We start from the raw sequence: 25,936 nt of genomic DNA, 5'->3' as shown, positions 1-25,936 counted from the left end.
GGGCCGCTCAGCCCGCCGACGCGTACTGCGTCTCGTACAGCTCCGCGTAGAGCCCGCCGCGGGCCAGCAGCTCCGCGTGGGTCCCCTGCTCGGCGACCTTCCCGCGGTCGAGCACCACGATCGAGTCCGCCTCGCGGATCGTCGACAGCCGGTGCGCGATGACGATCGCGGTCCGCCCCTCGAGGGCCTCGGCGAGCGCCCGCTGCACGGCGGCCTCGGACTCGGAGTCGAGGTGCGCGGTCGCCTCGTCGAGCACGACGATCGGCGGCGCCTTGAGCAGCAGCCGCGCGATGGCGAGCCGCTGGCGCTCGCCGCCGCTGAGCCGGTAGCCGCGGTCGCCCACGACGGTGTCGACGCCGTCGGGCAGCCGGTGCACGAGGTCGGCGATCTGCGCGCGCTCGAGGGCCTGCTCGATCTCCGCGTCGGTCGCGTCGGGCCGGGCGTAGAGCAGGTTCGCGCGGATGGTGTCGTGGAACAGGTGGGCGTCCTGGGTGACGATCCCGATGGCGTCGCGCAGGCTGGCCTGCGTCGTGGCACGGACGTCCTGCCCGGCGACCCGGATCGTGCCGCCGGTGACGTCGTACAGCCGGGCGACCAGCGCGGAGACCGTGGTCTTGCCCGCGCCGGACGGGCCGACCAGCGCGACGAGGTGCCCGTGGGGCACGGTGAACGACACGTGCTCGAGCGTCGTGCCGGGGACCTCGGTCTGGAGCCGGGCGACGGACTCCAGCGAGGCGAGGGACACCTCGGAGGCGGCCGGGTACCGGAACGAGACGTCGTCGAGCTGCACGCTCGCGGTCGACGCGAGGTCGTCGGGCAGCGGCACCGCGTCGGGGGCGTCGGCGACGGTCGGCTTCAGGTCCAGGACCTCGAGCACCCGCTCGAAGGACACGAGCGTCGTCATGACGTCGACCTGGACGTTCGACAGGGCGGTGATCGGCCCGTAGAGCCGCGTGAGGTACGAGGTCAGCGCGACCACGACACCGACCGTCAGCGAGCCCTGGATGGCGAGCACGCCGCCCAGCCCGTAGACGATCGCGACCGCGACCGCGGCGACGAGCGTGAGGCCGACCCGGAACACCGCGGAGTACATCGCGCTGGTGATGCCGATGTCCCGCACCCGGGCGGCGCGGCCGGAGAACACCGCGGTCTCGTCGTCGGCGCGGCCGTAGAGCTTGACCAGCTGCGCGCCGGCGACGTTGAACCGCTCGGTCATCGTCTGGCCCATCTCGGCGTTCAGCGTGTACGACTCGGACGTCACGGCCGCGAGCCGGCGGCCCATCGCACGCACCGGCAGCACGAACACCGGCAGCAGCACCAGCGAGACCAGGGTGATCTGCCAGGACAGCGACAGCATCGCGGCGATCACCAGCACGACGGTCAGCACGTTGGACACCACGTTCGACAGCGTGGACGTGAACGCCTGCTGCGCACCGAGCACGTCGCCGTTCAGCCGCTGCACGAGCGCGCCGGTCTGGGTGCGGGAGAAGAACGCGAGCGGCATCCGCTGCACGTGGTCGAACACCTGCGTGCGCAGGTCGAGGATCAGGCCCTCCCCGATCCGGGACGAGAACCAGCGCGACGCGAGCGTGAGGCCGGCGGCGGTGACCGCGAGCAGGGCGACGACGCCGGCGAGGCCGAGCACCAGGCCGGTGCGGCCCTGCGCGATGCCGTGGTCGATGATCCGCTGGTAGACGAGCGGGGTGACGGCGCCGATGGCGGCGTCGAGCGCCACGATCACGAGGAACACGGTGATGAGCCGGCGGTAGGGCCGGGCGAAGGTGAGGATGCGGCGCAGCACGTCACGCGTGACGCGGCGCCCGGTGACGGACGGGTCGAGGCGGAACGACCGGTACATGGCCCGGCCACCTCCGCCGCCCTGGGGTCCGTGCATGGACATGGAGCCTCCCTGGGGCTGGAACTTTAGGGAGGGTACCTCTCTATGTGCCACATTCGCTATCGTGGGGACCATGAGCCCGGTCACCCCGCCCGCCCACCCCGGCGACGAGCTGTTCTGGCTGCTGCGCCGCGCGCTGCACACGATGCGCCGCGACGTGCGCGAGCAGGTCGACCTGACGCCCTCCCGGCACCGGCTGCTCCGCGTGGTCGCGCGCGCCGGCGAGCCGCAGCGCCAGACCGCCCTGGCGGCCGCGCTCGACGTGGTCCCCCGGTCGGTGACCTCGCTGGTCGACGACCTGGAGCGCGCGGGCCTGGTCGCCCGGCAGCCCGACCCCACCGACCGGCGGGCCACCCTCGTCGCGCTCACCGAGGAGGGCCGCGCCGTCCTCGCCGGCGCGGACCGCGAGCGCCGCCGGCACGCCGAGGAGCTGCTCGGCCGGCTCGAGCCCGCCGAGCGCGGCGAGCTGCTGCGCCTGCTGCACCGCCTGGTCGACGACCCCGACGGCGCCGACCCCTGCTAGCGCCTCAGACCACCCCGAGCGCGAGCATCGCGTCCGCGACCTTGAGGAACCCGGCGATGTTCGCGCCCACCACGTAGTCGCCCGGCGAGCCGTACTCGTCGGCCGTCGCGGCGCACCGGTCGTGGATGTCCCGCATGATCGCGGCGAGCCGGTCCTCGGTGTACTCGAACGACCAGGAGTCGCGGCTGGCGTTCTGCTGCATCTCCAGCGCGGACGTCGCGACCCCGCCGGCGTTCGCCGCCTTGCCCGGGCCGAACAGCACGCCGGCCTCCTGGAGCAGCGCCACCGCCCCGGGCGTCGTGGGCATGTTGGCACCCTCCGCGACCGCGACCAGGCCGGACGCCAGCAGCGCGCGGGCGTCGGACTCGTCCAGCTCGTTCTGCGTCGCGCACGGCAGCGCCACCGCGGCGCCGACCTCCCAGACCCGCCGGCCCGGGACGTAGCGCGCACCGCCGCCCCGCCGCTCGGCGTACGTCTCCAGCGACCCGCGCTCGACGGTCTTGACCTGCTGCAGCAGGTCGAGGTCCAGGCCGCGGTCGTCCACGACGTAGCCGCGCGAGTCCGAGCAGGCGACGACCTGCGCGCCGAGCTGCTGCGCCTTCTGGATCGCGTACACCGCGACGTTGCCGGAGCCGGACACCACGACGCGCTGCCCGTCGAACGACCGGCCCGTGGTGCGCAGCATCTCCTGCGCGAACAGCACGGCCCCGTACCCGGTCGCCTCGGTGCGGACCAGCGAGCCGCCCCACGTGACGCCCTTGCCGGTCAGCACGCCGGACTCGTACCGGCCGGTCATCCGCTTGTACTGCCCGAACAGGTAGCCGATCTCCCGACCGCCGACGCCGATGTCCCCCGCGGGCACGTCCACGTACTCGCCGATGTGCCGCGCCAGCTCGGTCATGAACGACTGGCAGAACCGCATCACCTCGGCGTCGGACCGCCCGCGCGGGTCGAAGTCCGAGCCGCCCTTGCCGCCGCCGATGGGCATGCCCGTCAGCGAGTTCTTGAAGATCTGCTCGAACCCGAGGAACTTCACGATCCCGAGGTTCACCGACGGGTGGAACCGCAGCCCGCCCTTCGACGGACCGAGCGTGGTGCTGAACTGCACCCGGAACCCGCGGTTGATCCGCACCCGGCCGGCGTCGTCCACCCACGGCACCCGGAACACGATCTGCCGCTCCGGCTCGCACAGCCGCTCCAGCACGGCGGCGTCGACGTACCGCGGGTGCCGCGCGAGCACCGGGCCCAGGCTCGCGAACACCTCGCGCACGGCCTGGTGGAACTCGGGCTCCCCCGGGTTCCGCGCCAGCACCTGGTCGAGCACCCCGTCGAGCTGTCCCTGCACGCTGCTACCCCGTCCCGCCGTACCGCCTGGTCACGGCCACGCTAGCCGCGCGCACGGCCAGGGCGCTGCGGTGTCCAGATCGGGACGGCGCGCCGCCAGGCGACGTCAGCGCGCGGGGTCGGGCACACCGTGCGGCAGCCGGTGCAGCGTCGCGGACTCCACGGCGGCCCGCTCCGCCGCCCGGGTCGACGCCGCGTACTCCCGGTCCCGCCGGGTCGCCAGCACCGCCGCGAGGAACGCCTCCGGGTGGGTACCCGGCGGCGGGCCGGGCGACACGTAGCGGGCGACCTCACCGGCGAGCCGCTGGCCGAGCGCGTGCCGGGAGCCCGGGTGCAGGCCCGCGGCGCGGCCGAGCAGCTGGCGGGCCTCGAGCGCGAGCCCGTCGGGCAGTCGCGCGACGTCCGCGCTCGTCGCCCAGCCCGCCAGGAACGGCGGCATCACGACGACCGACGGCTTCTGCTGGCGACCGCGCACCCGGACCGCGTACGTCCCCGCGAGCAGGTCGCCCAGCCGCTTGCCCTGCGGGTTCACCAGCGACGTGATCAGCGCGACCGACCCGGCCGTGAGCCACAGCTCCGGGACGCCGACCAGCGCGCGCACCAGCGCCTGCCGGAACCGGATCGGGCCGCCGTCGTCACGCACGATGCGGATGCCCACCGCGAGCTTGCCCAGCGACCGGCCCCGGGTGAGCGTGTCCACCGTCGTCGGCAGCACCACCAGCACGGTCACCATGAAGACGACGAACGTGATCTGCAGGACGTCCTGGTCCGGCGCGAGCACCACCACCCGGAACGCGACCAGCAGCAGCAGCACGACCACGACCGCCAGCACCACCAGGTCGATCAGCGCGGCCAGCACCCGGTTCGCGAACGACGTCGGCCGGGCGTCCAGCAGCACGCCCTCGCCGATGACGATGCCCTCGTCCTGCACGTCCACCTCCGCCACCGCCGGGTCGTCTGCCTGTGGCAGGGTATCGGGCGTGGACCTCGACGCCTTCACCGCCGTGCGGCAGCCCGCGTGGGCGCGTCTGGACGCCCTGTCCCGGCAGCGCCGCCTCGACGGCGCCGAGGCCGACGAGATGGTCCGGCTCTACCAGTCGGTCGCCACCGACCTGTCGACCGTCCGCTCGTCCGCGCCCGACCCGGACACGGTCACCCGCCTCTCGCAGCTGCTCGCGCGGTCCCGGGCGCGGATCGCCGGCACGCACGAGCCCGCTTGGCGGGACGTCCGGCGGTTCGTCGTCGTGTCGCTGCCCGCGGCGCTGTACCGGATCCGCTGGTGGACCGTCGCCGTCATGGTCGCGTTCCTCGCCGTCGGCACCGTCGCCGGCTGGTGGGTGGCGACCGACCCCGACGCGCTCGCCGCGATGGGCACCCCCTCCCAGCGGCAGGACTACGTCGACAACCAGTTCGCCCAGTACTACGACCCGGGCGCCGGGTTCGCCGCGGTGGTGTGGACCAACAACGCGTGGATCGCGGCGCTGTGCGTGGGCCTCGGCGTCACCGGCGTCGGCCCGCTCTACGTGCTGGCGCAGAACGCGGTGAGCGTCGGTGCCGCCGGCGGGATGATGGCCGCCCACGGCAGCCTCGACGTGTTCCTGCAGCTCATCGCCCCGCACGGGCTGCTCGAGCTCACGTCGATCTTCGTCGCCGGGGCCGCCGGTCTGCGGCTCGCGTGGGCGTGGGTCGACCCGCAGGGCCGCCCGCGGTCGCGCGCGCTCGCCGAGGAGGGCCGGGCGCTCGTCACCGTCGCGATCGGCCTGGCCGGCGCGCTCGCGCTGTCCGGCCTGGTCGAGGGGTTCGTCACCGGCTCCGCCCTGCCGTGGGGCGTCAAGATCGCCATCGGCGCGCTCGCGCTGGCGGCGTTCTGGACCTACACGATCGTCCTCGGCCGCCGCGCGGTGCGGGACGGGGAGACGGGTGACCTCGAGGAGGACGCCGCGGGGTACCAGGTCGCGATCGCGGCCTGACCCCGGCTCGGCCCGACCCCGGCCCGGCCTGACCCCGGCTCGGTCCGACCCGGCTCAGCCCGCCCGGCGCACCCCGAGCCACAGCGACGCCGCGCCCAGCGGCGCCCGGCCCAGCTCCGCGAACCCGAGCGCGACCAGGTCGGCCACCTGCGTCGGGTCCACGGTCACCGCGAGCACGTCCCGCCCGGCGGCGGCCTGCGCCTCGACCACGGGTGCCAGCACGTCGGCCAGCAGCGCGAGGCGCCGCTCCCCTGCCCGCTCGCCGTCGTCCGACAGCAGGATCAGCACCCGCTCCGCGTCCGTCGTCCGCATCAGGGCCAGCGTCTGCGCTGTCGCCCCGACGATCGACCGCAGCGGGGCGTGCGCCGGCTCGGGGTCGCGCTCCGGCACCACGTCGAGCTCGCGGGCCACGACGCGGTGCAGGTCCTGCGCCAGGTGCTCCGCGTCCGGCGGCAGCCAGAACGCCACCGCCGCGACCCTGTCGTCCTCCTGGGCGAACCACAGCTCGCCGTGCTCCAGGCCGCCGAGGCTCAGCACCAACCGGGTGGCGGTCGCCGCGTGCTCGGGGTGCGGCACCTCGTCGGGCCGGCCGTCGCCGTCCAGGTCGATGAACGGCCGGTGCTCGTCGATCATCCGCGCGATCCGGTTGACGTCGACGAGCCCCGCGCGGCGGACCTGCCACGGGGTCGGCTCGGGGACGGTCGCGAGGTCGGCGGGGCGGCGGGCGTCGTCGGTCAGCACCCCGTCATCGCAGCACGCGGACCTGGGAGCGGGCTGGAAGCGCGCTGCGGGTGGTGCGTCCAGCCTCACCCCGGGTCGGGTCAGTAGTGGTAGCGCGCCTGCAGGACGACCAGGTCGTCACCCTGGACGAGGTAGACCAGCCGGTGCTCGTCGGTGATCCGCCGGGACCAGGCCCCCGCCGCGCCGTACTTCAGCTGCTCGGGCTTCCCGATGCCGCCGGACGGGTCGCGCAGACAGGCGTCGAGCAGGGTGTTGATGCGCTTGAGCACCCGACGGTCGGCGGTCTGCCAGTGGACGTAGTCCTCCCAGGCGGTCGCGTCCCAGACCAGCCTCACCCGCGGTCCAGCTCGTGCTCCTCGACCGTTCCCGCGGTCGCGCGCTCGTAGGCGTCGAGGATCCGTCGGGCATTGGCGGGCGAACGGAACAGGTAGGCGGTCTCCTGCCACGCGGCGTACTCGTCCGCGGGCATGAGCACGGCATTGCCCTTGCGGGACACGATCTCGACGGCCAGGTGGTCGTCGTTCACCTGCTCGATCAACGGGAACAGCGTCTTGCGGGCCTCGCTCGCCGAGATGGACATCGCCCCTCCAGTGTCAGTCGTACCAGGATACGGTACCACTCAGGGCGTGCGTCGCCGGATCCCAGCGCGCTCCATCCGCGCCGCCCCGGCGACCAGCCCCGCCAGCACCACCCCCGCCGCGCCCAGGTACCCCGCGCGCGAGGTCCACCAGTCCCACGTCCACGGCTCCGGCAGCACCTCGCCGACCCCCAGCAGCACGACCCCGGCGACCACGAACATCGCGGTCAGGTGCCACAGGTACAGCCCCATCGAGCGGGCGCCGACCCAGCGCACCACCCGGGACCGCCCCGCCCAGCGCGCCACGGCGTCCCGGACCAGCAGCAGTGCCGCGACCTGCGCGACGGCGAACCCCACCACCGGCGCGGTCGGCGGCGCGAGGTTCGACATCGCGTCGCCCGGCATCCCGATCAGCGACCACGGGTACGGGCCCACCGCGAGCAGCAGCACCGTGGCGACCAGGCCGCCGCCGGTGAGCAGCAGCAGGACGGTCCGCTCGGGCACGAGCTCGGGACGCCGCCGCCCGGCCGGGGACACCCGGCGCTCCGCGTAGAGCAGCCCGCCGACGAACGGGACCGCCCACACCAGCAGCACGTTGGGCGCCCCGGGGAACGTGACGAGGTCGGAGAACCGCAGCAGGTCGACGACCACCGGCAGCACCGCGAGCACGACGAGCACACGCGCGCCGCCCCACCGCCGCAGCGCGGACAGCAGCACGGGCGTCAGCGCCAGGAGCCCGATCTGCACGCCGAGGAACCACAGCGGCTGCGGCACGATCCGCGCGACCCGGTCCACGGCCGCCTCGGGCACCCCGAGCACCGGCAGCGCGACCAGCAGCAGCGCCCAGACGCCCGCGAACACCGCGACCGGCCGGGCCATCCGCAGCAGCCGCACCCCGGCGAACCGCCAGCCCGGCTGGTCCGGGTGCCGCACCCGGTCGTAGCGCGCGGCGGCACCGGCGGCGAAGAACAGCAGCGGCAGCGGCTGCAGCCAGGTCAGCAGCCACGCCCACCCGTGCCCGAGCGCGTTGCCCACCACCAGGTCGGACCCGTCCCAGGTGGCCTCGACCATCAGCCAGTGCAGCGCGACGACCAGCAGCGTGCCGACCGCGCGGACGCCGTCGACGTACGGGTCGCGCGGGGCACGGGCAGGCGCCGCCGCCGGGGTCGGTCGCGCGACGGGGCCGGGCCGGACGAGAGGGTCGGGCCGGACGGCCGGGTCGCGCCGGACGGCCGGGTCGGGCCGGGTGCCGGCGGGGCGGACGGGCAGGGCGATCGACATGCGGAAGCTCCCGCGAGGGCGCCGCGCGGTGGTCCGCACGGGAGCCCGGCGATCGGGCACGACCCCAGCCTGTCGAGTCCCGCCGCAGGTCAGAACGGGTGCAGCCCCCGACGTCCGCCGAGGGTCAGCCCGATCAGGGACGGGGGTTGTCCCCCGGGTGCCGGCCGTGCGGCGACGGCGCGCCGGGCGCCTGCTGCGGGTGCTGGGGGTGCTGGGGTGCCACCTGCTGGGGCGCCTGCGGCCCGGGGGCGCCGTACGGGGCCGCGCCGCCGTAGGCAGCACCGGGGGCGCCGTAAGGAGCACCGACGCCCGGCTGCTGCTGCGGCACCGGCCCGCGCTGCACCGCTGCGACGACGAACGCGCCGGCGATCAGCGCCGCGCCCACCACGACGAACCCGTTGCCGAACGCCGCGCCGATCCCGTACGCCCACGACGCCCGGTACGCGTACTGGATGAAGACCACCTGGCCGATCCAGCCGCCGACGGCCCCGAACAGCAGCAGACCCACCCCGGTCCAGAGCATCTGCGGCGCACTGAGCTTCGGCATGACGGTTCCCTCCACGCGACCTCGACGGACGCGCGCCCGCCGCCGCGACCCTACCGCCGTCGCCCCTGGTGAGGTCGAGGGTTCGGCCTCCAGCACGCCGCTGAAACCCTCGACCTCGCGGCAAACCCTCGACCTCGGCTGCCGCCGCGTGCCGCGGCCGCTACGCGTCCAGGCGGAGGTGGCGCAGGACGGCCAGGACGCGGCGGTGGTCGCCGGCGTCGGGGGCGAGGCCGAGCTTGCCGAAGATCGACGTGACGTGCTTCTCGACGGCGCCGTAGGACAGGAACATCGCCTCGGCGATGGCGCCGTTGGAGCGGCCCTGGGCCATCAGCTCCAGCACCTCCGTCTCGCGCGGCGTGAGCCGGGAGACGCCGGGGTCGACGCGCGCGGCGCCCATCAGCTGGCTGACCACCTCGGGATCGAGGACGGTGCGGCCCGCGGCGATCCGCTCGAGCGCGTCCAGGAAGTCGGCGACGTCGGCGACGCGGTCCTTCAGCAGGTACCCGACACCGCGGGCGTCGCCGCCGAACAGCTGCGCGGCGTACCGGGTCTCGACGTACTGGGAGAACAGCAGCACGCCCAGCGCGGGGTGGGCGGCGCGCAGGGTCAGCGCCGCGCGCAGGCCCTCGTCGGTGAACCCCGGCGGCATCCGGACGTCGACCACCGCGATGTCCGGGAGCGCGTCGGCGGCGGCCAGCGCCTCGACCTCGCGGACCAGCGCGTCGCCGTCCCCGACCGCGGCGACGACCTCGTGACCCCGCCGGGCGAGCAGGGCCGCGAGGCCGTCGCGGAGGATCACGGAGTCGTCGGCGATCACGATCCGCACGCGGCACCCCCGCGGGTCACGTGGGCGGCGCGCGGCGCGCGGGTCATCGGGTGGCGCTCAGCGGCAGGTGCACGGTGACCACCGTAGGACCTCCCTGCGGGCTGTCCAGCTCGATCCGGCCGTCGACCGTGGCGACCCGGTCGGCCAGCCCGGCCAGGCCGGTCCCCCCGGAGGCGCCGGGCAGGCCGAACCGCGCGCCGCCGTGGCCGTCGTCGCGGACCCGCAGCCGCAGCCAGCCGTCCTGGGTCTCGAGCCGCACGTACGCGCCGCTGGCCCCGGAGTGCCGGACGACGTTCGTCAGCAGCTCGGCGGCCGCGAAGTACGCGATGGTCTCGACCTCGGGCGCGGGGCGGCCGGGCAGGTCCACGTCGACCGTGACCGGGACGGGGCACCGGGCGGCGAGCGTCTCCAGCGCGACGGCGAGCCCGTCGTCGAGGGCCGGCGGGTGGATGCCCCGGGCGATCTCCCGCAGCTCGACGAGCGTGAGCTTCAGGCCGCCGTGCGCGTCGTCGAGCAGGGCGAGCGCCTCGGCGCGGGCCCGCTCCAGCGCGGGGTCCAGCGCGGCGTCGGCCGCCGCGCCCTGCGCCAGCCGGTCGCGGACGTCGCCGATCTGCATGGCGACGGTCACGAGCCGCGCCTGGGTGCCGTCGTGCAGGTCGCGCTCGATGCGGCGCAGCCGGGCGTCGGCGTCGGTGACCGCCGACCCGCGGGTCTGCTCGAGGTGCGCGACGCGCAGGCTCGCCTCGGTCGGGCCGAGCAGGCCGGCGGACAGCAGCCGGAACAGGTGCCCGAACCCGAGCGTGATCCGGTGCCAGGCGAGGAAGCAGAGCAGACCGAGGACGACGAGGATCCACTGCCGCGCGGGCGTGTCGATGAAGTAGCTGCTGTTCAGCGACGCGCCGCGGTGCAGGGTGCCGTCGGGCGCCTCCTGCTCCGGGAGGAACCGGTACCAGTACCAGTGCGTCACGCCGCCCAGCGCGACCGCGAGGAACACGGTGCTCGTCACGAAGCCGATGATCGACAGCGGGAGGGTCAGCGCGCCGAACGCGATCGCCCGCCAGCCCGGGGCGTCGCCCAGCAGCGCCCCGACCCGGCGCCAGAACCCGCGCACCCGCCGACGGGGCAGCGGCGGCGGGACGGGCGTCGCGAGCATCCCGCGCGACATCAGGCGGTAGAGCGCACCCCACATCCGCCCGCCGACGACGACCCAGCCCGTCACCAGGAGGCCGACGACCGTGACCGCGAGCGACGGCGGCAGCACCACGGCGAGCACCGCGTAGGCGAACGCGAACGGCGCCAGCAGCAGCACGGAGAACAGGTAGACGTACTCCCGCCAGGTGCGCGCGAGGACGCCGGGGTCCCAGATCGCGCCGCGGGCCGGCGGGGTGGCCGCACGCTCACCCGCGGCGGGGTCCCCGACGGCGTCCGCGGCGGACGCGGACGGCTCGGCGGTGGTCGGGCGGGCTGACGACATCGGGGGCTCCTCGGCGGGGGCGGGGCGGGCTGCGGGCACCATCGTCCCGCGCCGCGCGCCCCCGGCGGCACCCGGTGCTCCCACCGGTCTCCCGGGGGACATCCCCCCGGCGCGGGCGCCGAGATCCCGACCACAAGGTCACAAAGGAGTAACGATCCAAGAACAGGTAAAACCGCAGGTCAGAGGACGTGCGGCGCGGCGAAGTCATCCCAGGATCCACCGGATATCCACCGGTTCGCCTCGCCAACGAGCGGGAAATGGGGCACGGTGGAGCACGACCAGATCGACGAACGGTCGGCGCGTGACGCCCAGATCTCGGCCCTCGCAGCGCCCCGCACGGGGCTGCCGGAGCGAGGGCCGCGGTGCGTCCGCCACCGGTGCGACCACCCCTCGCGGGGCGGTCCGCGCGGGCCAGCCGACCACGACGCACCGCCCCGGTGCGCCCCCGCGAGGGGAGCGCCCGACCTCGTCCCCGAGGGCAGCGGCCGGAGCGTCATGACGTGACGAGGGTGGAGAAGTGACAGGACTGCGCGTCGAAGGCGTGTACAAGGTGTTCGGCCGTCGGCCGGGCGAGGCCGTCAAGCGGCTCAAGGACGGCGCGTCCCGCGAGGACGTGCGCCCGTGGGGCACCGCGGCGGTGATCGACGCGAGCCTCGAGATCGCCAGCGGCGAGACGTTCGTCGTCATGGGCCTCTCGGGCTCCGGGAAGTCGACCCTGATCCGGATGCTCAACGGGCTCTGGCGGCCGACCGCCGGGCGCGTGCTGCTCGGCGACGACGACCTGGGCGCGGTGAACGCCGCCCAGCTCCGCTCGATCCGCCAGCGCAAGGTGTCGATGGTGTTCCAGCACTTCGCGCTGCTGCCGCACCGCACGGTGCGCGACAACGCCGCGTACCCGCTGGCGCTGCAGGGCGTGCCGAAGGCCGAGCAGCGCGACAAGGCGCAGCAGGCCCTGGAGCTCGTCGGCCTGGGCCAGTGGGGCGACTCGCTCCCCCACGAGCTGTCCGGCGGCATGCGCCAGCGCGTCGGCCTGGCTCGCGCGCTGGCCGCCGACACCGACATCCTGCTGATGGACGAGGCGTTCAGCGCCCTCGACCCGCTGATCCGCCGCGAGATGCAGGACCAGCTCCTGGAGCTCCAGCAGACGCTCGGCAAGACGATCGTGTTCATCACCCACGACCTCAACGAGGCGATGTACCTCGGCGACCGGATCGCGGTCATGCGCGACGGCCGGATCGTCCAGGTCGGCACGTCCGAGCAGATCCTGTCGAACCCGGCGGACGACTACGTCGCCCAGTTCATCGCCGACGTCGACCGCACCCGCGTGCTCACCGCGTCCTCCGTGATGCGCCGCCCCGCGGCCGTCGCGTTCGCCGCCGGCGGGCCGCGCCTCGCGCTGCGCACCATGCGCGACGCGCAGGTCGCCGCCGCGTACGTCGTCGACCGCACCCGCGTGCTCAAGGGCATCATCCGGGACGCCGACGCCGTCGACGCCACCCGAGCCGGCAAGGACACCCTCGAGGGCCTCGTCGACACCAGCCTCACGTCGGTGTCCGTCGACACCCCGCTGGCCGAGGTGTTCGCGCCCGCCGCCGAGTCCCCGCTGCCCGTGCCGGTCACGGACGACAAGGGCCGGCTCGTCGGGGTGATCCCCCGCGCCATCCTGCTCGAGGCGATGGTCCCCCCGGAGACGAGCACGCCGCCGCACGGGACCCCCGCCACCGAGGCGACGCCCGCCACCACGACCACGACGGAGGTGCTCGCGTGAACGCCGCCGCGATCCTCGCTCTGGACACCACGGACCAGGGCGTCCCCCGCCTGCCGCTCGGCGAGTGGGTGGACACCGCCATCAGCTGGGTGACGACCACGTTCCGCGCGGTGTTCGCCGCGATCAAGGGCGTCCTCGAGGGCGCCTACGACGGACTGGACACCGTGCTCAGCGGTCCGCCGTTCTGGATCATCGCCGTCGTGCTCGCGCTGATCGCCCTGTTCGCGAAGGGCTGGAAGCTCGCCGTCGGCACGCTGGTCGGCCTGCTGGTCATCGCCGGCGTGAACCAGTGGGGCAACGCGATGGACACCCTCGCGCTGGTGATCCTCGCCAGCGCCGTCGCGCTCGTCGTGGCGATCCCGCTCGGCATCTGGGCCGCCCGCAACGACGGCGTGTCCCGGGTGCTGCGTCCGGTGCTCGACTTCATGCAGACGATGCCGGCGTTCGTGTACCTCATCCCGACCGTCGTGATCTTCCGCGTCGGCGTCGTCCCCGGCATCGTCGCGACGGTCATCTTCGCGATGGCCCCGGGCGTCCGGATGACGGAGCTGGGCCTGCGCCAGGTCGACCGCGAGGTCGTCGAGGCCGGGCACGCCTTCGGGTCCTCCGAGGGCCGCATCCTGCGCCAGATCCAGCTGCCGCTCGCGATGCCGACCATCATGGCCGGCGTCAACCAGGTGATCATGCTCGCGCTGTCGATGGTGGTCATCTCCGGCATGGTCGGCGCCGGCGGCCTCGGCGGCGACGTCGTCCAGGCCCTGCAGCGCGTCAACGTGTCGCTCGGGTTCGAGGCCGGCCTGTCGGTCGTCATCCTCGCGATGTTCCTCGACCGCGTGACCTCTGCGCTCAGCACCCGGTCCCGGACGGCCCGGGCCGTCGCCGCGGCGACCGCTCCCTGACCCCGCGGGCCCCGGCGCCCGCAGCACCCCCACCGACCCCAACCCGGGCGCACGGCACGATGCCGCACGCCCACCGGAAGGACACGATGCGCACCCGCACCCGTCGTACCGCCCTCGCCGCCACCGCGCTGGGCCTGACCGCCGCGCTCGCCGCCTGCTCCTCGGGCTCCGGCAGCGCCGACGCCGAGACCCTCGACAACGGCGACCTCTCGACCGTCTCGATCGGCGTGCACTCCGGCTGGGACGAGGGCATCGCCGTGTCGGCGCTGTTCCAGGCCATGCTGGAGGAGGACGGCTACACCGTCGAGTCCCAGGAGGCCGACCCCGGCGTCGTCTACACCGGGCTGACCGGCGGCGACTTCGACGTCAACTTCGACATGTGGCTGCCGAACACGCACGCCGACTACCTCGACCAGTACGGCGACGACATGGAGCAGCTCGGCGTCTGGTACGACGACGCGAAGCTCACCGTCGCGGTCAACGAGGACGCCCCGATCACGTCGCTCGACGAGCTCGCCGAGAACGCCGACGCGTTCGGCAACCGGATCGTCGGCATCGAGTCCGGCGCCGGCCTGACCCGGATCACCCAGGACGAGGCCATCCCGACCTACGGCCTGGACGACATGGAGTTCGTCGTGTCCTCGACCCCCGCGATGCTCGCCGAGCTCAAGGGCGCCACCGAGGCCGGCGAGAACATCGCCGTCACGCTGTGGCGTCCGCACTGGGCCTACGACGAGTACCCCGTGCGCGACCTCGAGGACCCCGAGGGCGCGATGGGCGAGGCCGAGGAGATCCACACGGTCGGCCGCACCGGCTTCGCCGAGGACTACCCGACGCTGACCAAGCTCATCGAGGCGTTCACCCTCACCGACGAGCAGCTGTTCTCCCTCGAGAACCTCATGTTCAACGAGGAGGGCGGCTCCGACACCCTCGGCTCGGCCCAGGCCTGGCTCGACGAGAACCCGGACTTCGTCACGGACCTCAAGGAGAAGGCCGGCGTCTGACGCCCCGGCGCTCCCCCGACGACGCCCCCGGCACCCACGCGGTGCCGGGGGCGTCGTCGCGTGGCCGGCTCCGCACCGCCGCCGAGACAGGACCGCCGCGCCGACGTAGGACGCTGGGTGGACCTGTCTCGGCGCGCAGGCCCTGTCTCGGCGCACCGGGTACGTGCGGAGGCGGAGCGGGGCGGCGCGGGCGCGGGGCGGCGCGGGCGCGGGGCGGGTCAGCCCGCGGCGACCGCGCGGCGGAGGTCCGGCTCGAGGTAGATGACCCGGGCGATCGGGACCGCGGCGCGGACCCGCTGCTCCGCGGCGTCGATGGCGTCCGCGACGTCGGCGGCGCTCGCCGTCGCGGCGACCTCGATCTTCGCGGCGACCAGCAGCTCCTCGGGGCCGAGGTGCAGGGTGCGCAGGTGGATGACCGACGGGACGCCGGCCCCGACCAGGGCCGCGCGGATCGCGTCGACGTCCTTGCGGGTCGCGGACTCCCCGAGCAGCAGGCTCTTGGTCTCCACGGCCAGCACGATCGCGATCAGGACGAGCAGCACGCCGATCGCGGCGGACCCGATCGCGTCCCAGCGGCCGTCGTGCGTCACCAGGGTCATCGAGACGCCGAACAGCGCCAGCACCAGGCCGACCAGCGCGCCGAAGTCCTCCAGCAGCACGACGGGAAGCTCGGGCGCCTTCGCGGTGCGGATGTACGACACCCAGCCCTGCTTGCCGCGGGTGTGGTTCGCCTCGACGATCGCGGTGCGGAAGGAGAAGCCCTCCATGCCGATCGCGGCCAGCAGCACGACGATCGGCACCCAGTGCCAGGACTCGATCGGGTGCGGCTCGGCGAACTTGTGCCAGGCCTCGTACAGCGCGAACAGGCCGCCGAGGCTGAACAGCACGATCGACACGATGAACGCGTACATGTACCGCTCGCGCCCGTAGCCGAACGGGTGCTCCTCGTCGGCGGCCCGCCGAGCCCGCCTGCCGCCGAGCAGCAGCAGCGCCTGGTTCCCGGAGTCCGCGACCGAGTGCACCGACTCGGCGAGCATCGAGCTGGACTGCGTGAGCAGGAAGGCGACGAACTTCGTCACCGCGATCCCCAGGTTCGCCGCCAGCGCGGCGATGATCGCCTTGTTCCCGCCTCCGTGTGCCATGCCCGTCCCTCCGCCGTGCCACCGCGCGTCGCGCGGGGGCCGGTGAGCGGCCCGAGCGGAGATGCTAGACCTGGCGGGCCTCGTCGGCGAGCAGCACGGGGATGCCGTCACGCACGGGGTACGCGAGCGGGCGCTCGGGATCGGTCGACACCAGCTCGGGCTGCCCGCCCGGGCCGACGCCGTCGACGAGCGTCGCACCCGTCACGGGGCAGCGCAGCAGGTCCCGCACCCAGGGGGCGAGTCCGGTGGTGCCGGTGGTCGACGAGGTCATGGTCAGGCCTGCTTCCGGACGAGCGCGAGCACGTCGTCGCGCACCTTCTCCATGATGTCCTCGTCCGCGGCCTCGACGTTGAGGCGCAGCAGCGGCTCGGTGTTCGACGCCCGCAGGTTGAACCACCACTGCGGCTGGGAGTCCCAGTGCGACACCGTGAGGCCGTCCAGCTCGTCGACGACGACCGGGCCGGCGCCCTGCTGCTCGACGTAGGCCTCGACGACGCGGGCCCGCGCGGCGGGGACGTCGGTCACCGTGGAGTTGATCTCCCCGCTCGCGACGTACGGCTGGTACTGCTCGGCGAGCGCGGACAGCGGGTGCGGCTGGCCGCCGAGCGCCGCGAGGACGTGCAGCGCCGCGAGCATGCCGGTGTCCGCGAAGAAGAAGTCGCGGAAGTAGTAGTGCGCGGAGTGCTCGCCGCCGAACACGGCGTCGGACTCGGCCATCTGCGCCTTGATGAACGAGTGGCCCACGCGGGTCCGCACGGCCTTGGCGCCCGCGGCCGTGACCAGGTCCGGGACGACCATCGAGGTGATGAGGTTGTGGATCACGGTCGGGGTGCGGCCGGCGGCCTTCTCCCGCTCGATCTCGCGCAGGCCCACCAGGGCGGTGATCGCGGACGGGCTGACCGGGTCGCCGTTCTCGTCGATGACGAAGCAGCGGTCGGCGTCGCCGTCGAACGCGAGGCCGATGTCGGCGCCGTGCTCGACGACGGCCTTCTGCAGGTCGCGCAGGTTCTCCGGCTCGAGCGGGTTCGCCTCGTGGTTCGGGAACGTTCCGTCGAGCTCGAAGTACAGCGGGACGACGTCCAGCGGCAGCGCGGCCAGGCCGGCGCCGGTGCCGAGGACCGCCGGGGCGGTGAACCCGCCCATGCCGTTGCCCGCGTCGACGACGACCTTCAGCGGGCGGATGCCGGACAGGTCGACCAGGCCGCGCAGGAACTCGGCGTAGGCGAGCAGCAGGTCCTGCTCGGTCACGGTGCCGGGCGTGACGCCCTCGGCGGTGACGACGCCGTCGCGCAGGTACTCGGCGGCGAGGTCGCGGACCCGCGACAGGCCCGAGTCCTGGCCGACGGGGCGGGCCCCCGCGCGGCAGAGCTTGATGCCGTTGTACTGCGCCGGGTTGTGGCTGGCGGTGAACATCGCGCCGGGGATGTCGAGCGAGCCGGACGCGAAGTACAGGCCGTCGGTGGAGCACAGGCCGATCGTCACGACGTCGACCCCGCGGGTGGCCAGGCCGTCGGCGAACGCCGCGACGAGCTCGGGGCCGGACGGGCGCATGTCGTTGCCGATCACGACGCGGGGGGCGGCGCCGTCGCGCACCTCGGGCAGCACCACGACGTCGGCGAACGCGGCGCCGATGGCGCGGGCCACCTCCGCGTTCAGCTGGTCCGGGAACGTGCCCCGGACGTCGTACGCCTTGATGAGGCCGGTCAGGTCGGGCAGCGCGGAGGACGTGTCGGTCACGCCCGTCACGGTATCCCATCGGACCTGCGCCGCCCCTGCCCGCTGCGGGTGACCGTGCCCGCGGCCGACCCGGGTCTCAGGCCCTGCTGGACCGCCGCACGACCTCGTCCCGGTCCAGCGGGGTGCCGTCGCCGGCGATCGGGAACCACGCCCGGTGCTCGCACTCGTGGCAGGACACGAACGTGACGTCCGTGCCGTCGGCGAGCGCCAGGTGCAGGCGGGTCAGCCGGGGCGAGGCGCACACCTCGCACACCTCGGTGCCCGGCGCGTGCTGCTGGCCCGGGCTGCTGAGCGAGCCGAGCGGCGTCGTGTCCTGCTCGGCCCGGCGTCCCTTGCGCCGACCGCCCCCCGCGGTGGCCACGCCGGTCAGCCGTCCTCGCCGCGCAGCACCCGCAGGTGCCCGCGGCGACGGGTCTCGGTGTCGGCGAGCTGCGAGGCCGGCGGCAGGCCGTCCGGGACCGCCGCGGAGTGCCGCGACCGGTCCGGGGCGGGCCGGCCGGCCTCGCGCACGGCGTCGGCGAGCGCGAGCAGGTCGTCGTGGCTGGGACCGGACTCGACGAACTCCGGCGTCAGGCGGACGACCTCCCACCCGCGGGGGGCGGTCAGCCGCGACGCGTGCTCGGCGCACAGGTCGTAGGAGTGCGGCTCGGCGAGCGTCGCGAGCGGGCCGAGGACGGCGGTCTGGTCGGCGTACACGTACGTCAGGGTGGCCACCGCCGGTCGACCGCACGCGGTGCGGGAGCACTGGCGGACGGGTCTCACGGGGTAGACGGTACCCGTGCGGGCGCCCCCGCAGCGTGCGCGACCCGCGCCCCGTCCCGGATACAGTGCCGGGATGGCTCCACGTCGGTTCGTCCCCGCCCTGCCCGGCGACCGCGTGGTCGGCCCGGTCCGGCGCCGGGACCGCCGCGGACGGGGCATCCGCGGCCCCCTGCTGCCGAGCTCCCTGCCCGCCCACCGCACCCGCGCCGAGCGGTTCGACGACCTGGTGCTGGACTCGGTCGAGCGGCTCGAGACGCGGTGGGGCACCTACCTCGACGGCGTCGAGTTCGCCGTCGAGGACGTGCCGCCGTCGAACCCCGCGCCGTGGGAGTCCGGCGGTGTCCCGCTGGGCCGGTACTTCCCCGCGCAGCCCGGCCTGCCGCCGCGGATCGTGCTGTACCGCCGGCCGGTGGAGAGCCGGGTCGGCGACGCCGACGAGCTCGACGACCTGGTGCACGAGGTCGTCGTCGAGCAGGTCGCGCACCTGCTGGGCCGGTCCCCGGACGAGGTGGACCCCGAGCACGGCGACGGGCGATAGCCTGTCCGGGCCATGACGACCCCCTCCCCCGCGCCCGCCCCGGACCCCGCGCCCGACGTCGCCGTCCCGGGCGGTGTCCGCGTCATCAGCATCGTGTTCCACCCGGGCGCGGAGCTCGCCGACTTCACCCGCTCCCTCGCGGCCGCGACGTCCGCGCCGGTCGAGCTGGTGCTGGTCGACAACGGTGCCGACGGTGCGGTCGCCGACCGGGTCGCGGCCGAGGCGGGCGGCCGGGTGCTGCGCACCGGGCAGAACCTCGGGTACGGCGGGGGCGCCAACGCCGGGGCCCGCGGGGCCGACCAGGACTGGCTGGTCGTCGCCAACCCGGACGTGGTCTGGGAGCCGGGCTCGCTGGACACGCTGCTGGCCGCCGCCCGACGGCACCCGACGGCGGGCGCACTCGGACCGGCGCTGCTCAACGAGGACGGCTCCGTGTACCCGTCGGCGCGCGAGCTGCCGTCGCTGACCCAGGGCGTCGGGCACGCGCTGCTCGGCAGGGTCTGGCCCGGGAACCCGTGGACCCGCGCGTACCAGCGCCGCCAGGAGTCGGCCGGCACCGAGCGGGTGGCGGGCTGGCTGTCCGGGGCGTGCCTGCTGCTGCGCCGCGAGGCCTTCGAGGCCGTCGGCGGGTTCGACGAGGACTACTTCATGTTCTTCGAGGACGTCGACCTCGGGGAGCGCCTCACCCTGGCCGGGTGGGCGAACGTGTACGTGCCGTCGGCGCGCGTCGTGCACGTCGGCGGCGTGTCCTGGAAGGCGAAGCCCGCGCGGATGATCTCCGCGCACCACGCCTCCGCCGAGCGCTACCTGCACCGGCGCTACCACCGCTGGTACGAGTGGCCGGTCCGCGCGGCGATCAGCGTCGGGCTCAAGGTCCGCGAGCGCGTGGAGCTGCGCGCGGCGCGCTGAGCCGGTCGGGCGCGTCGCGGCGCGCTGAGCCGGTCGGGCGCCCCCGCGGCGCGCTGAGGCGGTCGCGGCTCAGCCGACGCCGAGCCGGCGAGCCGCCCGGACCTCGGCCCCGGTGACCGCGTCGGTCTCGACCAGGGGCTGCAGCACCGACACCAGCCGGCCGTCCGGCCGTCCGACGGACGCGACCACGGCCCAGGCGACGTCGGCCTGCGGGTCGTCGCCGGTGAGGACCTCGACCCCGAGCACGCCGTCACCGAGGGACGCCACCGGGAACGCGACGGTCGACCCGACGCCCACCGGGACCTGCTCCTCGCCGACGAGCCCGTCGGCGCCGTAGCCGCGGACCGTCACGGTGACCGAGGGGCCCTGGGGCTCGGCGTCCTCGGTCGGGTCCGGTACCTGGCCCTGCGTGGGCTCGGGCGTCGGCGTCGCCGACGGCTCCGGCGTGGGCGTGCGTCCGGTCGGGACCGCGCCGAGCGCGAGCGTCGCGGCGGTGCCCTGCGGCACGGCGGCCACCCCGCTGCCGCTCGGTGTGGCCGCCGCCCACGCGCGCTCGAGCCGGGGCTGCTCGTCGAGCTCACCGGGCGTCCCGGTCCGCGTGATCATCGCGCTCGCGACCACCGGGACGTCCGCCTCGACGACCGCGGTGTAGGTCCCCGCGGCCAGCCCGCCGAGCGAGACGTCGGTGACCTCGCCCGCGGCCAGGTCGACCGCCTCGGCTCCGGGCAGCACCACGTCGCCGTCCGCGCCGAGCAGGCGCACCGACACCGTCCCGTCCGCGTCCGGGGCCATCAGGCGCAGGGCACCGGCGTCGACCGAGTCGACGCCGGACCCGGACACGGCGATCCCGGGCACCACCTGGGTGGTCGCCGGGGCGCTGCCCGCGGTGACGAGGTCGGTGCCCCGCGGGGTGAAGCCGTCGAGCAGCGAGTCCTGCAGGTAGGCCGCGACCTGGCCACCCGCGGAGGTCACGTGCACGACCAGGCGCCGCTGCTCCGCGGCCACGCCCGGGAGGACCAGGGTCCGCTGCTCGCCCGGGGCGACCAGCGCGGACGCACCACCGGCGAGGTCGACGGGGCCGGCCGGGCCCCAGACCTCGACGGTGACGTCGGCGGCCGTGGCGCCCGGGTTGACGACGACGAGGTCCGCGGAGCTTCTCGAGCGCGGTGCTGCCGCCCACGAGCCAGGCGTCGGAACCCGGCCGGGAGCACGACGCCGCGGACAACCCGCGCAGGTCGCCCTCGGTGACCACGGAGGCGCTGGCGCCCGCGACCGGGACGGGCAGGTCGTCGACCGGCTCGGCGCGCACGACGACCGGCGCCCCCGGCGCGCGGAGCACGCCCGCGCCGCCCGCGAGGTCCTGCGACGGCGCGGCGAGCGGCGTGAGCGACACGGTCCCCGACGTCGACGTGCTCGCCACGGTGACGGACTCCACGGGGTCCACGGGCACCCGCCGGAACGCGGAGTCGCCGGAGCCCGTCTCGTCCGGGAGCCGCAGCGGGCCCGGGCAGACGAGCGTGGTCGCGGTCGCCCCGACCTCGACGACGTCGGCGGGCACCCGGCCGGGCTCGTCGGCGGGGCGGGTGCCGGCGAAAGCCACCACGCCCCCGGCGAGACCGAGGACCAGCACGCCGGACAGGACCCGGGCCACGCGCCCGGCTGCCCGCCGCGCGTCGGTCCCGCGCTCCGCGCCCGTCGTCGTGCCGTCCGTGGTCATCGTCTCCCCGCCCGCCTGCGTCGTACCGGCAGCGCCAGGAGCAGCGCGAGCGCGCCGACCGCGACCTGCGCCACCGTCCACACCGTCCGGTCCGGTGCCCGGTGGGCGACGACCAGCCGGCCGCCGTCCGCCCCGACCTCGAACGTCTGCCGCCAGCCCTCGGTCACCGCGCGCAGCGGCCGGCCGTCGAGCGTCGCCCGCCAGCCGACGTCGGAGCGCTCCGCCAGGACCAGCAGCCGGCCGGGCTCGCCCGGCTCGATCGTCGTGTCGACGTGGTTGACCACGCCCGGCACCGCCGGCACCGCGCTCGCACCGGTCGAGGCGAGCCCCTCGGCGTCGGCTGCCGTCCCGGCGTCGGGGACGAGCCGCGCCCACGCCGTCACCGCGGCGGGCACGGCGCCCGGGGTCCCGGCGGACGCGTCGTCGTTCTCGCCGACGGCGCCGCCGGAGGGCTGCACGCGCCAGATGACGCCCGCGGCCACGTCGGTGATCCGCTCGAGCCCGGGTGTGGCGTCGAGCCGACCGACGAGCGCCGACCGCTGCTGCTGCCACGCGGTGTCGTCGACCTGGTCGGCGGTCAGCGGCGGGACCAGCACGTCGGCGACCGCCAGCGCGGCGAGGTCGGCCGCGACGTCGGTGCTGGATCCCACCGACAGCGTGCCGACGACGGCCTGCAGCTCGGCGGTCGCGTCGTCCGGGTCCGCGACCTCGGCCGCGTCGGGCGGCCCGGAGACCATGGCGGTGCGGACCGCGGCGGCGTCCTCGAGCACCTGGGGCCCGTCGCCGCGGAGCAGCTGCCAGTCGAGGACGCCGTCGACCGTCGGCACGACGGCGAGCACCCGCGGCGCGTCCGCGGAGTCCTGGGTCTGCCGCCCGATGGCGGGGACCACGGCGCGCGACCGGGTGGTCAGGTCGCCGGCACCCGACCGCAGCTGGGTGGCCCATCCGCTCCACGTCGCCAGCGGCAGCGCGACGGCCAGCACGGTGACCACGGCGGCCGTCACCTGTCGCCAGCCGAACGACACCCGGTCGAGCCGCCCGCGCAGTCCGCGCGTCCCCGTCACGGCGGCCGTCAGCAGCCCGGCAGCGGCCAGCGACAGCCCGGTCCCGGCCCAGCCGACGACCACCGCGCCCTCGTCCTGCCCGACGGCGACCCGTCCGGCGAGGAGCGCCACCGCCACGCCGACCGCCCCGACCGCCCAGCCGAGCCGCACGGCCCGCGCCTGGGGCGCACCCCGGAGCAGGGCGAGCAGAGCCAGCAGCAGCACCGCCACGCCGGTGGCCGCCGGCCACCACGTCAGCACCGCGTCGGGCACCCCGCTCGGCAGCCAGGCGGGGACGAGCGCGTCGGCGTCGCCCGGGATCCCCAGCAGGGCGCCGACCGCGGTCGCGGGCCGGGACGCGAGCGGGGTGCCGGGGTCGGCCAGCAGCAGCCGGACGCCCGCCACGCCCCGCGACAGCGCCTCGGCGAGCGTCGGTCCGAGCAGCACGAGCGCCGGGGCCGCGGCGAGCACCACCCGCAGCCGGCGGCCGCGGGGGGCGCACGCGGCGACGAGCAGCAGCAGCACGACACCGGGCAGCAGCAGCGCGGGTGCACCGGCCGCGACGGCCGCGAACGCGAGCGACGCGGCGGCCGCGGCGGCGACCGAGCCGGTCGGGCGCGCGGGGGCAGCCGGGGCGGCGACGGGCTCGGGGTCGAGGTGGTCGGTCCGGCGCCGGGGCGGGGCGGGGGTCCGGTCGGGGTCGTCGGCGGGCCGGCCGGGGGTGGGCTCGCGCTCGGCGTCGGCAGCGCGGTCGGCGTCGGCAGCGCGGTCGGCGTCGGCGGTCGCCGCGTGCTCGGCGTCGTCAGCCGGTCGCGGCAGCTGCGCGGTCACGGAAGCGGGACGGCTCTGCTCCACCGCACGGGTGCCGCGCACGGGCGTGGCGTCGGTCGCCTCGTCGCGGACGGCGTCCGGTGCGCGGTCGTGCGCCGTCGTGCCGGGCGCAGCCGGGGCGTCCGGAGCGGCGTCGTCGCCCGTGCCCGAGGACCCCTCGTCCGCCGCCGACAGGCTCGCCGGACGCGCACGCCGCGCGCGCCGGGTGGGCGCGGGCTCGCCGGCGCGGGCCCAGGCCTCCGGGTCGGGCCACTCCTGCGCGCCCGGGTCGGTGCGGTGCTCGCCGTCGGGGTGCACCGGCGCGGCGGTCGCGACGCCGGAGAGCACCGCGTCGACCTGGTGCGCCCCGACCGCGCGGGCCAGCGCGAGGACCAGCCAGGGCAGCGCGAGGTGGACCAGCACGGCCCCGACCCGGCCCTGCCCGACACCGAGCAGCAGGCTCGGCAGCGCGGCCCACACGACGGCGGCCCACATCCGCACCCCGACCGACCGGGTCGCGGCGCCGGCCGCGAACCAGGCGCCGAGCCCGGCGAGCAGCACCGAGCCGAGCAGCAGCACGGCGAGCGCCGCTTGGAGGCTGCCGCCGGCGAGCACGGTGCCGGGCAGCAGCGCGGTGAGCAGCGCGTCGGCGGGCGCGGCGGCGCCGAGCTCGCCGGACACCCAGCCCCCGGTCGCCGCGGTCCACACGTCGCCGACCCCGGACGCGGCGCGGACGAGCGCACCGCCGACGAGGTGCGCGCCGCCGAGCACGCCGAGCAGCTGGGGTCCGAGCGCCGCGGCCGTGACGACGACCAGCGCGACCACGACGGCGCCCAGCGCCACGCGGCGGCGTAGCGCGAGAGCGGCGAGCTCGCGGAGCTCGAGCTCGGAGGGTGCGCGGACGACGCGGCGCGCCTCCGCGCGGGTCAGCCGCCGGTCCCGCCACTGCCGCCACACCGTGCGCAGGTCGGCCTGGAGCGGACGCAGGGTCCGGCGGGGCATCCGGCGGGTCCGCCGGGCGCGGCCGCGGGCGCGCACGACGGCGGCGGGCCGCCCGAGCGCGCGCAGCGGCGCGACGACCTCGGCGGCGGCCAGGGCGGGCTCCTTGGTGGCGATCCGCACCAGCACCCGGACCAGCCCGGCGAGCACCGCCATCACCGCGACCAGCGGCAGCAGCGGCAGCGGCGCCCAGACGAGACGCGTGTGCAGCAGGGCGGTGCGTCGGGCGGCGTACGAGCGGCGGGGGTCGGCGCCGTCGGGCTCGCCGTCGGCGTCGAGGTCGACCACCGCGTCGACGTCCGCCTCGGTGCCCGAGGTGCGCAGGCCGTGGTAGGTCGCCTGGGCGTGCCGGACGACCGCCGCGGGCACGGCGAGCACGCGGTGACCGGCGAGCCGCGCGCGGCGGGACAGGTCGAGCCCGTCCCCGAACGGCCCGAGCACCGGGTCGGTGCCGCCGAGCTCGTCCCACACGTCGCGGCGTACGAGCGCCCCGACCAGTCCCACGCCGAGGACGTCCTCACGGCCGTCGTGCTGGCCCTGGTCGACCTCGCCGGGCTCGACGTCGGTCATCCGGCGCCCGGAGCGGGAGGTGCGGACGCCGACCTCGAGCAGCCGGGCCGGCGCGGTCCAGGTGCGCTGCTTCACGCCGGCGACGCCCACCGACGGGGCGGCCTGGACGGCGCGCACGAGCTCGGCGAGCGCGGTGGGCTCGGGCGCGGCGTCGTCGTGCAGCAGCCACAGCCAGCGCTGCGGGCCGCCGGGCAGCCCGTCCTCCGCGGCGGCCGCGGTGCGGACGGCGTCGCCGAAGGTCCGGGCCCCGGGGGCGCTCAGCAGCGTGGTCGCGCCCGCGGGGAGACCGGCGTCGCGGATCACCCCGGCGAGCGCGGGGTCGGGGCGGTCGCCGACGTCGACGAGCAGCACCCGGGCGGGGGCGCGCGTCTGGCCGGCGAGCGCGCGCAGCGTCGTCGGCAGGAAGGGGGTCGCGCCACGTGCGACGACCACGACCGTGGCGGGGGCTGCCGTCGCGGGCGTGCCGGAGTGCGAGGTGTCGGACATGCTCACGACATCATGCGCCCCGGCGGGCGCGGCTCAGACCACACGCCGCTTGAGCTTGCGGCGCTCTCGCTCGGACAGTCCGCCCCAGATGCCGAACCGCTCGTCGTTGGCCAGCGCGTACTCCAGGCACTCCGACCGGACGTCGCAGCCGGTGCAGACCTTCTTGGCCTCGCGGGTCGATCCGCCCTTCTCGGGGAAGAACGCCTCGGGGTCGGTCTGGGCGCACAGCGCGCGCTCCTGCCAGCCCATGATGCCGTCGTCCTCGGGGGTCCCGAACATCGGCAGCACGTCGGCCACCCCTGCGTCGGGCCGGGTCGTGCCGGCGTCGGACGGGAAGGGTCCCTCGTCGTCGAGCAGACTCCACATGTGTGC

24 protein-coding genes and 2 pseudogenes are annotated in these 25,936 nt (G+C 75.8%); 7 read left to right on the top strand and 19 right to left on the bottom strand.

Annotated features, from left to right (window positions below; all coding sequences use genetic code 11):
• Window positions 1-7: 7 nt before the first annotated feature.
• On the bottom strand, window positions 8-1,900 hold the full coding sequence (locus tag AC1VL8_RS10530) for an ABC transporter ATP-binding protein (protein ID WP_389226776.1): 1,893 nt from the start codon (window positions 1,898-1,900) through the stop codon (window positions 8-10).
• A 70-nt stretch (window positions 1,901-1,970) separates the two neighbouring features.
• Here AC1VL8_RS10530 and AC1VL8_RS10525 point away from each other — a divergent pair, with 70 nt between their 5' ends.
• Entirely contained in the window at window positions 1,971-2,420 is a 450-nt protein-coding gene (locus AC1VL8_RS10525; protein WP_389226773.1) for a MarR family winged helix-turn-helix transcriptional regulator, read from the top strand.
• Between the two features lie 4 nt (window positions 2,421-2,424).
• Here AC1VL8_RS10525 and gdhA read toward each other — a convergent pair whose 3' ends face one another.
• A complete protein-coding gene (gdhA, locus tag AC1VL8_RS10520) occupies window positions 2,425-3,765 on the bottom strand; it encodes an NADP-specific glutamate dehydrogenase (protein ID WP_483075139.1) in 1,341 nt (446 codons plus the stop codon).
• A gap of 105 nt (window positions 3,766-3,870) precedes the next feature.
• The gene (locus AC1VL8_RS10515) at window positions 3,871-4,710 is read right to left on the bottom strand and encodes an RDD family protein (protein ID WP_483075138.1); all 840 of its coding nucleotides are present in this window, start codon (window positions 4,708-4,710) and stop codon (window positions 3,871-3,873) included.
• Window positions 4,711-4,744: 34 nt separating this feature from the next.
• Here AC1VL8_RS10515 and AC1VL8_RS10510 point away from each other — a divergent pair, with 34 nt between their 5' ends.
• A complete protein-coding gene (locus AC1VL8_RS10510; RefSeq protein ID WP_389226764.1) occupies window positions 4,745-5,734 on the top strand; it encodes a stage II sporulation protein M in 990 nt (329 codons plus the stop codon).
• Window positions 5,735-5,788: 54 nt separating this feature from the next.
• On the opposite strand, the gene AC1VL8_RS10505 is transcribed toward AC1VL8_RS10510, so the two are convergent.
• The 7 genes from AC1VL8_RS10505 to AC1VL8_RS10475 all read right to left on the bottom strand — a co-directional run bounded on the left by AC1VL8_RS10505 (window position 5,789) and on the right by AC1VL8_RS10475 (window position 11,180).
• Window positions 5,789-6,475: a hypothetical protein gene (locus AC1VL8_RS10505; protein WP_483075137.1), complete on the bottom strand. Its 687-nt coding sequence runs from the start codon at window positions 6,473-6,475 to the stop codon at window positions 5,789-5,791.
• Window positions 6,476-6,555: 80 nt separating this feature from the next.
• A complete protein-coding gene (locus AC1VL8_RS10500) occupies window positions 6,556-6,810 on the bottom strand; it encodes a Txe/YoeB family addiction module toxin (protein WP_389226759.1) in 255 nt (84 codons plus the stop codon).
• Window positions 6,807-7,055 (bottom strand): type II toxin-antitoxin system Phd/YefM family antitoxin, encoded by a 249-nt coding sequence (locus AC1VL8_RS10495; protein ID WP_389226757.1) that lies wholly within the window; start codon window positions 7,053-7,055, stop codon window positions 6,807-6,809. The genes AC1VL8_RS10500 and AC1VL8_RS10495 overlap by 4 nt, the downstream gene beginning before the upstream one ends.
• 39 nt (window positions 7,056-7,094) lie before the next feature.
• Complete coding sequence (locus AC1VL8_RS10490) at window positions 7,095-8,333, bottom strand: acyltransferase family protein (RefSeq protein ID WP_483075136.1); 1,239 nt, start codon at window positions 8,331-8,333, stop codon at window positions 7,095-7,097.
• 133 nt (window positions 8,334-8,466) lie between these two features.
• Window positions 8,467-8,880 (bottom strand): hypothetical protein, encoded by a 414-nt coding sequence (locus AC1VL8_RS10485; RefSeq protein ID WP_483075135.1) that lies wholly within the window; start codon window positions 8,878-8,880, stop codon window positions 8,467-8,469.
• A 160-nt stretch (window positions 8,881-9,040) separates the two neighbouring features.
• Window positions 9,041-9,706: a response regulator transcription factor gene (locus tag AC1VL8_RS10480; protein WP_389226751.1), complete on the bottom strand. Its 666-nt coding sequence runs from the start codon at window positions 9,704-9,706 to the stop codon at window positions 9,041-9,043.
• 43 nt (window positions 9,707-9,749) lie between these two features.
• Entirely contained in the window at window positions 9,750-11,180 is a 1,431-nt protein-coding gene (locus tag AC1VL8_RS10475; RefSeq protein WP_483075134.1) for a sensor histidine kinase, read from the bottom strand.
• 517 nt (window positions 11,181-11,697) lie between these two features.
• Here AC1VL8_RS10475 and AC1VL8_RS10470 point away from each other — a divergent pair.
• The 3 genes from AC1VL8_RS10470 to AC1VL8_RS10460 all read left to right on the top strand — a co-directional run bounded on the left by AC1VL8_RS10470 (window position 11,698) and on the right by AC1VL8_RS10460 (window position 14,851).
• Window positions 11,698-12,948 (top strand): quaternary amine ABC transporter ATP-binding protein, encoded by a 1,251-nt coding sequence (locus AC1VL8_RS10470; RefSeq protein ID WP_483075133.1) that lies wholly within the window; start codon window positions 11,698-11,700, stop codon window positions 12,946-12,948.
• On the top strand, window positions 12,945-13,847 hold the full coding sequence (locus AC1VL8_RS10465) for an ABC transporter permease (protein ID WP_483075132.1): 903 nt from the start codon (window positions 12,945-12,947) through the stop codon (window positions 13,845-13,847). Before AC1VL8_RS10470 ends, AC1VL8_RS10465 begins: the two co-directional genes overlap by 4 nt.
• Before the next feature lie 86 nt (window positions 13,848-13,933).
• Entirely contained in the window at window positions 13,934-14,851 is a 918-nt protein-coding gene (locus tag AC1VL8_RS10460; protein WP_483075131.1) for a glycine betaine ABC transporter substrate-binding protein, read from the top strand.
• A 218-nt stretch (window positions 14,852-15,069) separates the two neighbouring features.
• On the opposite strand, the gene AC1VL8_RS10455 is transcribed toward AC1VL8_RS10460, so the two are convergent.
• The 5 genes from AC1VL8_RS10455 to AC1VL8_RS10435 all read right to left on the bottom strand — a co-directional run bounded on the left by AC1VL8_RS10455 (window position 15,070) and on the right by AC1VL8_RS10435 (window position 18,492).
• Window positions 15,070-15,993 (bottom strand): cation diffusion facilitator family transporter, encoded by a 924-nt coding sequence (locus tag AC1VL8_RS10455; RefSeq protein ID WP_389226736.1) that lies wholly within the window; start codon window positions 15,991-15,993, stop codon window positions 15,070-15,072.
• A 64-nt stretch (window positions 15,994-16,057) separates the two neighbouring features.
• Window positions 16,058-16,264 carry a Trm112 family protein gene (locus tag AC1VL8_RS10450; protein WP_483075130.1) on the bottom strand — a complete coding sequence of 69 codons (207 nt, stop codon included), beginning with the start codon at window positions 16,262-16,264 and terminating at the stop codon, window positions 16,058-16,060.
• 2 nt (window positions 16,265-16,266) lie between these two features.
• Window positions 16,267-17,739, bottom strand: a complete 1,473-nt coding sequence (locus tag AC1VL8_RS10445) for a phosphomannomutase/phosphoglucomutase (RefSeq protein WP_483075129.1) — start codon at window positions 17,737-17,739, stop codon at window positions 16,267-16,269.
• A 67-nt stretch (window positions 17,740-17,806) separates the two neighbouring features.
• Window positions 17,807-18,091 (bottom strand): hypothetical protein, encoded by a 285-nt coding sequence (locus tag AC1VL8_RS10440; protein ID WP_483075128.1) that lies wholly within the window; start codon window positions 18,089-18,091, stop codon window positions 17,807-17,809.
• Window positions 18,092-18,096: 5 nt separating this feature from the next.
• Entirely contained in the window at window positions 18,097-18,492 is a 396-nt protein-coding gene (locus tag AC1VL8_RS10435) for a DUF3499 domain-containing protein (protein WP_389226724.1), read from the bottom strand.
• Between the two features lie 73 nt (window positions 18,493-18,565).
• On the opposite strand from AC1VL8_RS10435, the gene AC1VL8_RS10430 reads away from it, so the two are divergent.
• Both AC1VL8_RS10430 and AC1VL8_RS10425 read left to right on the top strand, forming a co-directional pair.
• Window positions 18,566-19,030, top strand: a complete 465-nt coding sequence (locus AC1VL8_RS10430) for a metallopeptidase family protein (protein ID WP_483075127.1) — start codon at window positions 18,566-18,568, stop codon at window positions 19,028-19,030.
• 12 nt (window positions 19,031-19,042) lie between these two features.
• Window positions 19,043-19,939 (top strand): glycosyltransferase family 2 protein, encoded by an 897-nt coding sequence (locus AC1VL8_RS10425; RefSeq protein ID WP_389226718.1) that lies wholly within the window; start codon window positions 19,043-19,045, stop codon window positions 19,937-19,939.
• A 69-nt stretch (window positions 19,940-20,008) separates the two neighbouring features.
• Here the strand turns inward: AC1VL8_RS10425 and AC1VL8_RS10420 are convergent.
• From AC1VL8_RS10420 to AC1VL8_RS10405, 4 genes and pseudogenes are all read right to left on the bottom strand, one after another.
• Window positions 20,009-21,082, bottom strand: a pseudogene (locus AC1VL8_RS10420) (DUF5719 family protein); the annotation flags it as partial.
• 28 nt (window positions 21,083-21,110) lie between these two features.
• Window positions 21,111-21,656, bottom strand: a pseudogene (locus AC1VL8_RS10415) (DUF5719 family protein); the annotation flags it as partial.
• Window positions 21,653-25,564 carry a glycosyltransferase family 2 protein gene (locus AC1VL8_RS10410; protein ID WP_483075126.1) on the bottom strand — a complete coding sequence of 1,304 codons (3,912 nt, stop codon included), beginning with the start codon at window positions 25,562-25,564 and terminating at the stop codon, window positions 21,653-21,655. The gene AC1VL8_RS10410 and the pseudogene AC1VL8_RS10415, both read right to left, overlap by 4 nt.
• 33 nt (window positions 25,565-25,597) lie before the next feature.
• The gene (locus AC1VL8_RS10405) at window positions 25,598-25,843 is read right to left on the bottom strand and encodes a WhiB family transcriptional regulator (RefSeq protein ID WP_389227836.1); all 246 of its coding nucleotides are present in this window, start codon (window positions 25,841-25,843) and stop codon (window positions 25,598-25,600) included.
• Between the last annotated feature and the right edge of the window lie 93 nt (window positions 25,844-25,936).

The organism is Cellulomonas sp. KU4C (assembly GCF_056868065.1).
This window is presented reverse-complemented; position numbering and strand designations above follow the sequence as displayed.

What these genes read in the sequence shown, in the direction of transcription:
- AC1VL8_RS10530 (WP_389226776.1), bottom strand. Translation starts at nt 1,900, where the DNA reads ATGTCCATGCACGGACCCCAGGGCGGCGGAGGTGGCCGGGCCATGTAC.
- AC1VL8_RS10525 (WP_389226773.1), top strand. Translation starts at nt 1,971, where the DNA reads ATGAGCCCGGTCACCCCGCCCGCCCACCCCGGCGACGAGCTGTTCTGG.
- AC1VL8_RS10495 (WP_389226757.1), bottom strand. Translation starts at nt 7,055, where the DNA reads ATGTCCATCTCGGCGAGCGAGGCCCGCAAGACGCTGTTCCCGTTGATC.
- AC1VL8_RS10490 (WP_483075136.1), bottom strand. Translation starts at nt 8,333, where the DNA reads ATGTCGATCGCCCTGCCCGTCCGCCCCGCCGGCACCCGGCCCGACCCG.
- AC1VL8_RS10485 (WP_483075135.1), bottom strand. Translation starts at nt 8,880, where the DNA reads ATGCCGAAGCTCAGTGCGCCGCAGATGCTCTGGACCGGGGTGGGTCTG.
- AC1VL8_RS10475 (WP_483075134.1), bottom strand. Translation starts at nt 11,180, where the DNA reads ATGTCGTCAGCCCGCCCGACCACCGCCGAGCCGTCCGCGTCCGCCGCG.
- AC1VL8_RS10460 (WP_483075131.1), top strand. Translation starts at nt 13,934, where the DNA reads ATGCGCACCCGCACCCGTCGTACCGCCCTCGCCGCCACCGCGCTGGGC.
- AC1VL8_RS10455 (WP_389226736.1), bottom strand. Translation starts at nt 15,993, where the DNA reads ATGGCACACGGAGGCGGGAACAAGGCGATCATCGCCGCGCTGGCGGCG.
- AC1VL8_RS10450 (WP_483075130.1), bottom strand. Translation starts at nt 16,264, where the DNA reads ATGACCTCGTCGACCACCGGCACCACCGGACTCGCCCCCTGGGTGCGG.
- AC1VL8_RS10430 (WP_483075127.1), top strand. Translation starts at nt 18,566, where the DNA reads ATGGCTCCACGTCGGTTCGTCCCCGCCCTGCCCGGCGACCGCGTGGTC.
- AC1VL8_RS10425 (WP_389226718.1), top strand. Translation starts at nt 19,043, where the DNA reads ATGACGACCCCCTCCCCCGCGCCCGCCCCGGACCCCGCGCCCGACGTC.
- AC1VL8_RS10410 (WP_483075126.1), bottom strand. Translation starts at nt 25,564, where the DNA reads ATGTCCGACACCTCGCACTCCGGCACGCCCGCGACGGCAGCCCCCGCC.
- AC1VL8_RS10405 (WP_389227836.1), bottom strand. Translation starts at nt 25,843, where the DNA reads ATGTTCGGGACCCCCGAGGACGACGGCATCATGGGCTGGCAGGAGCGC.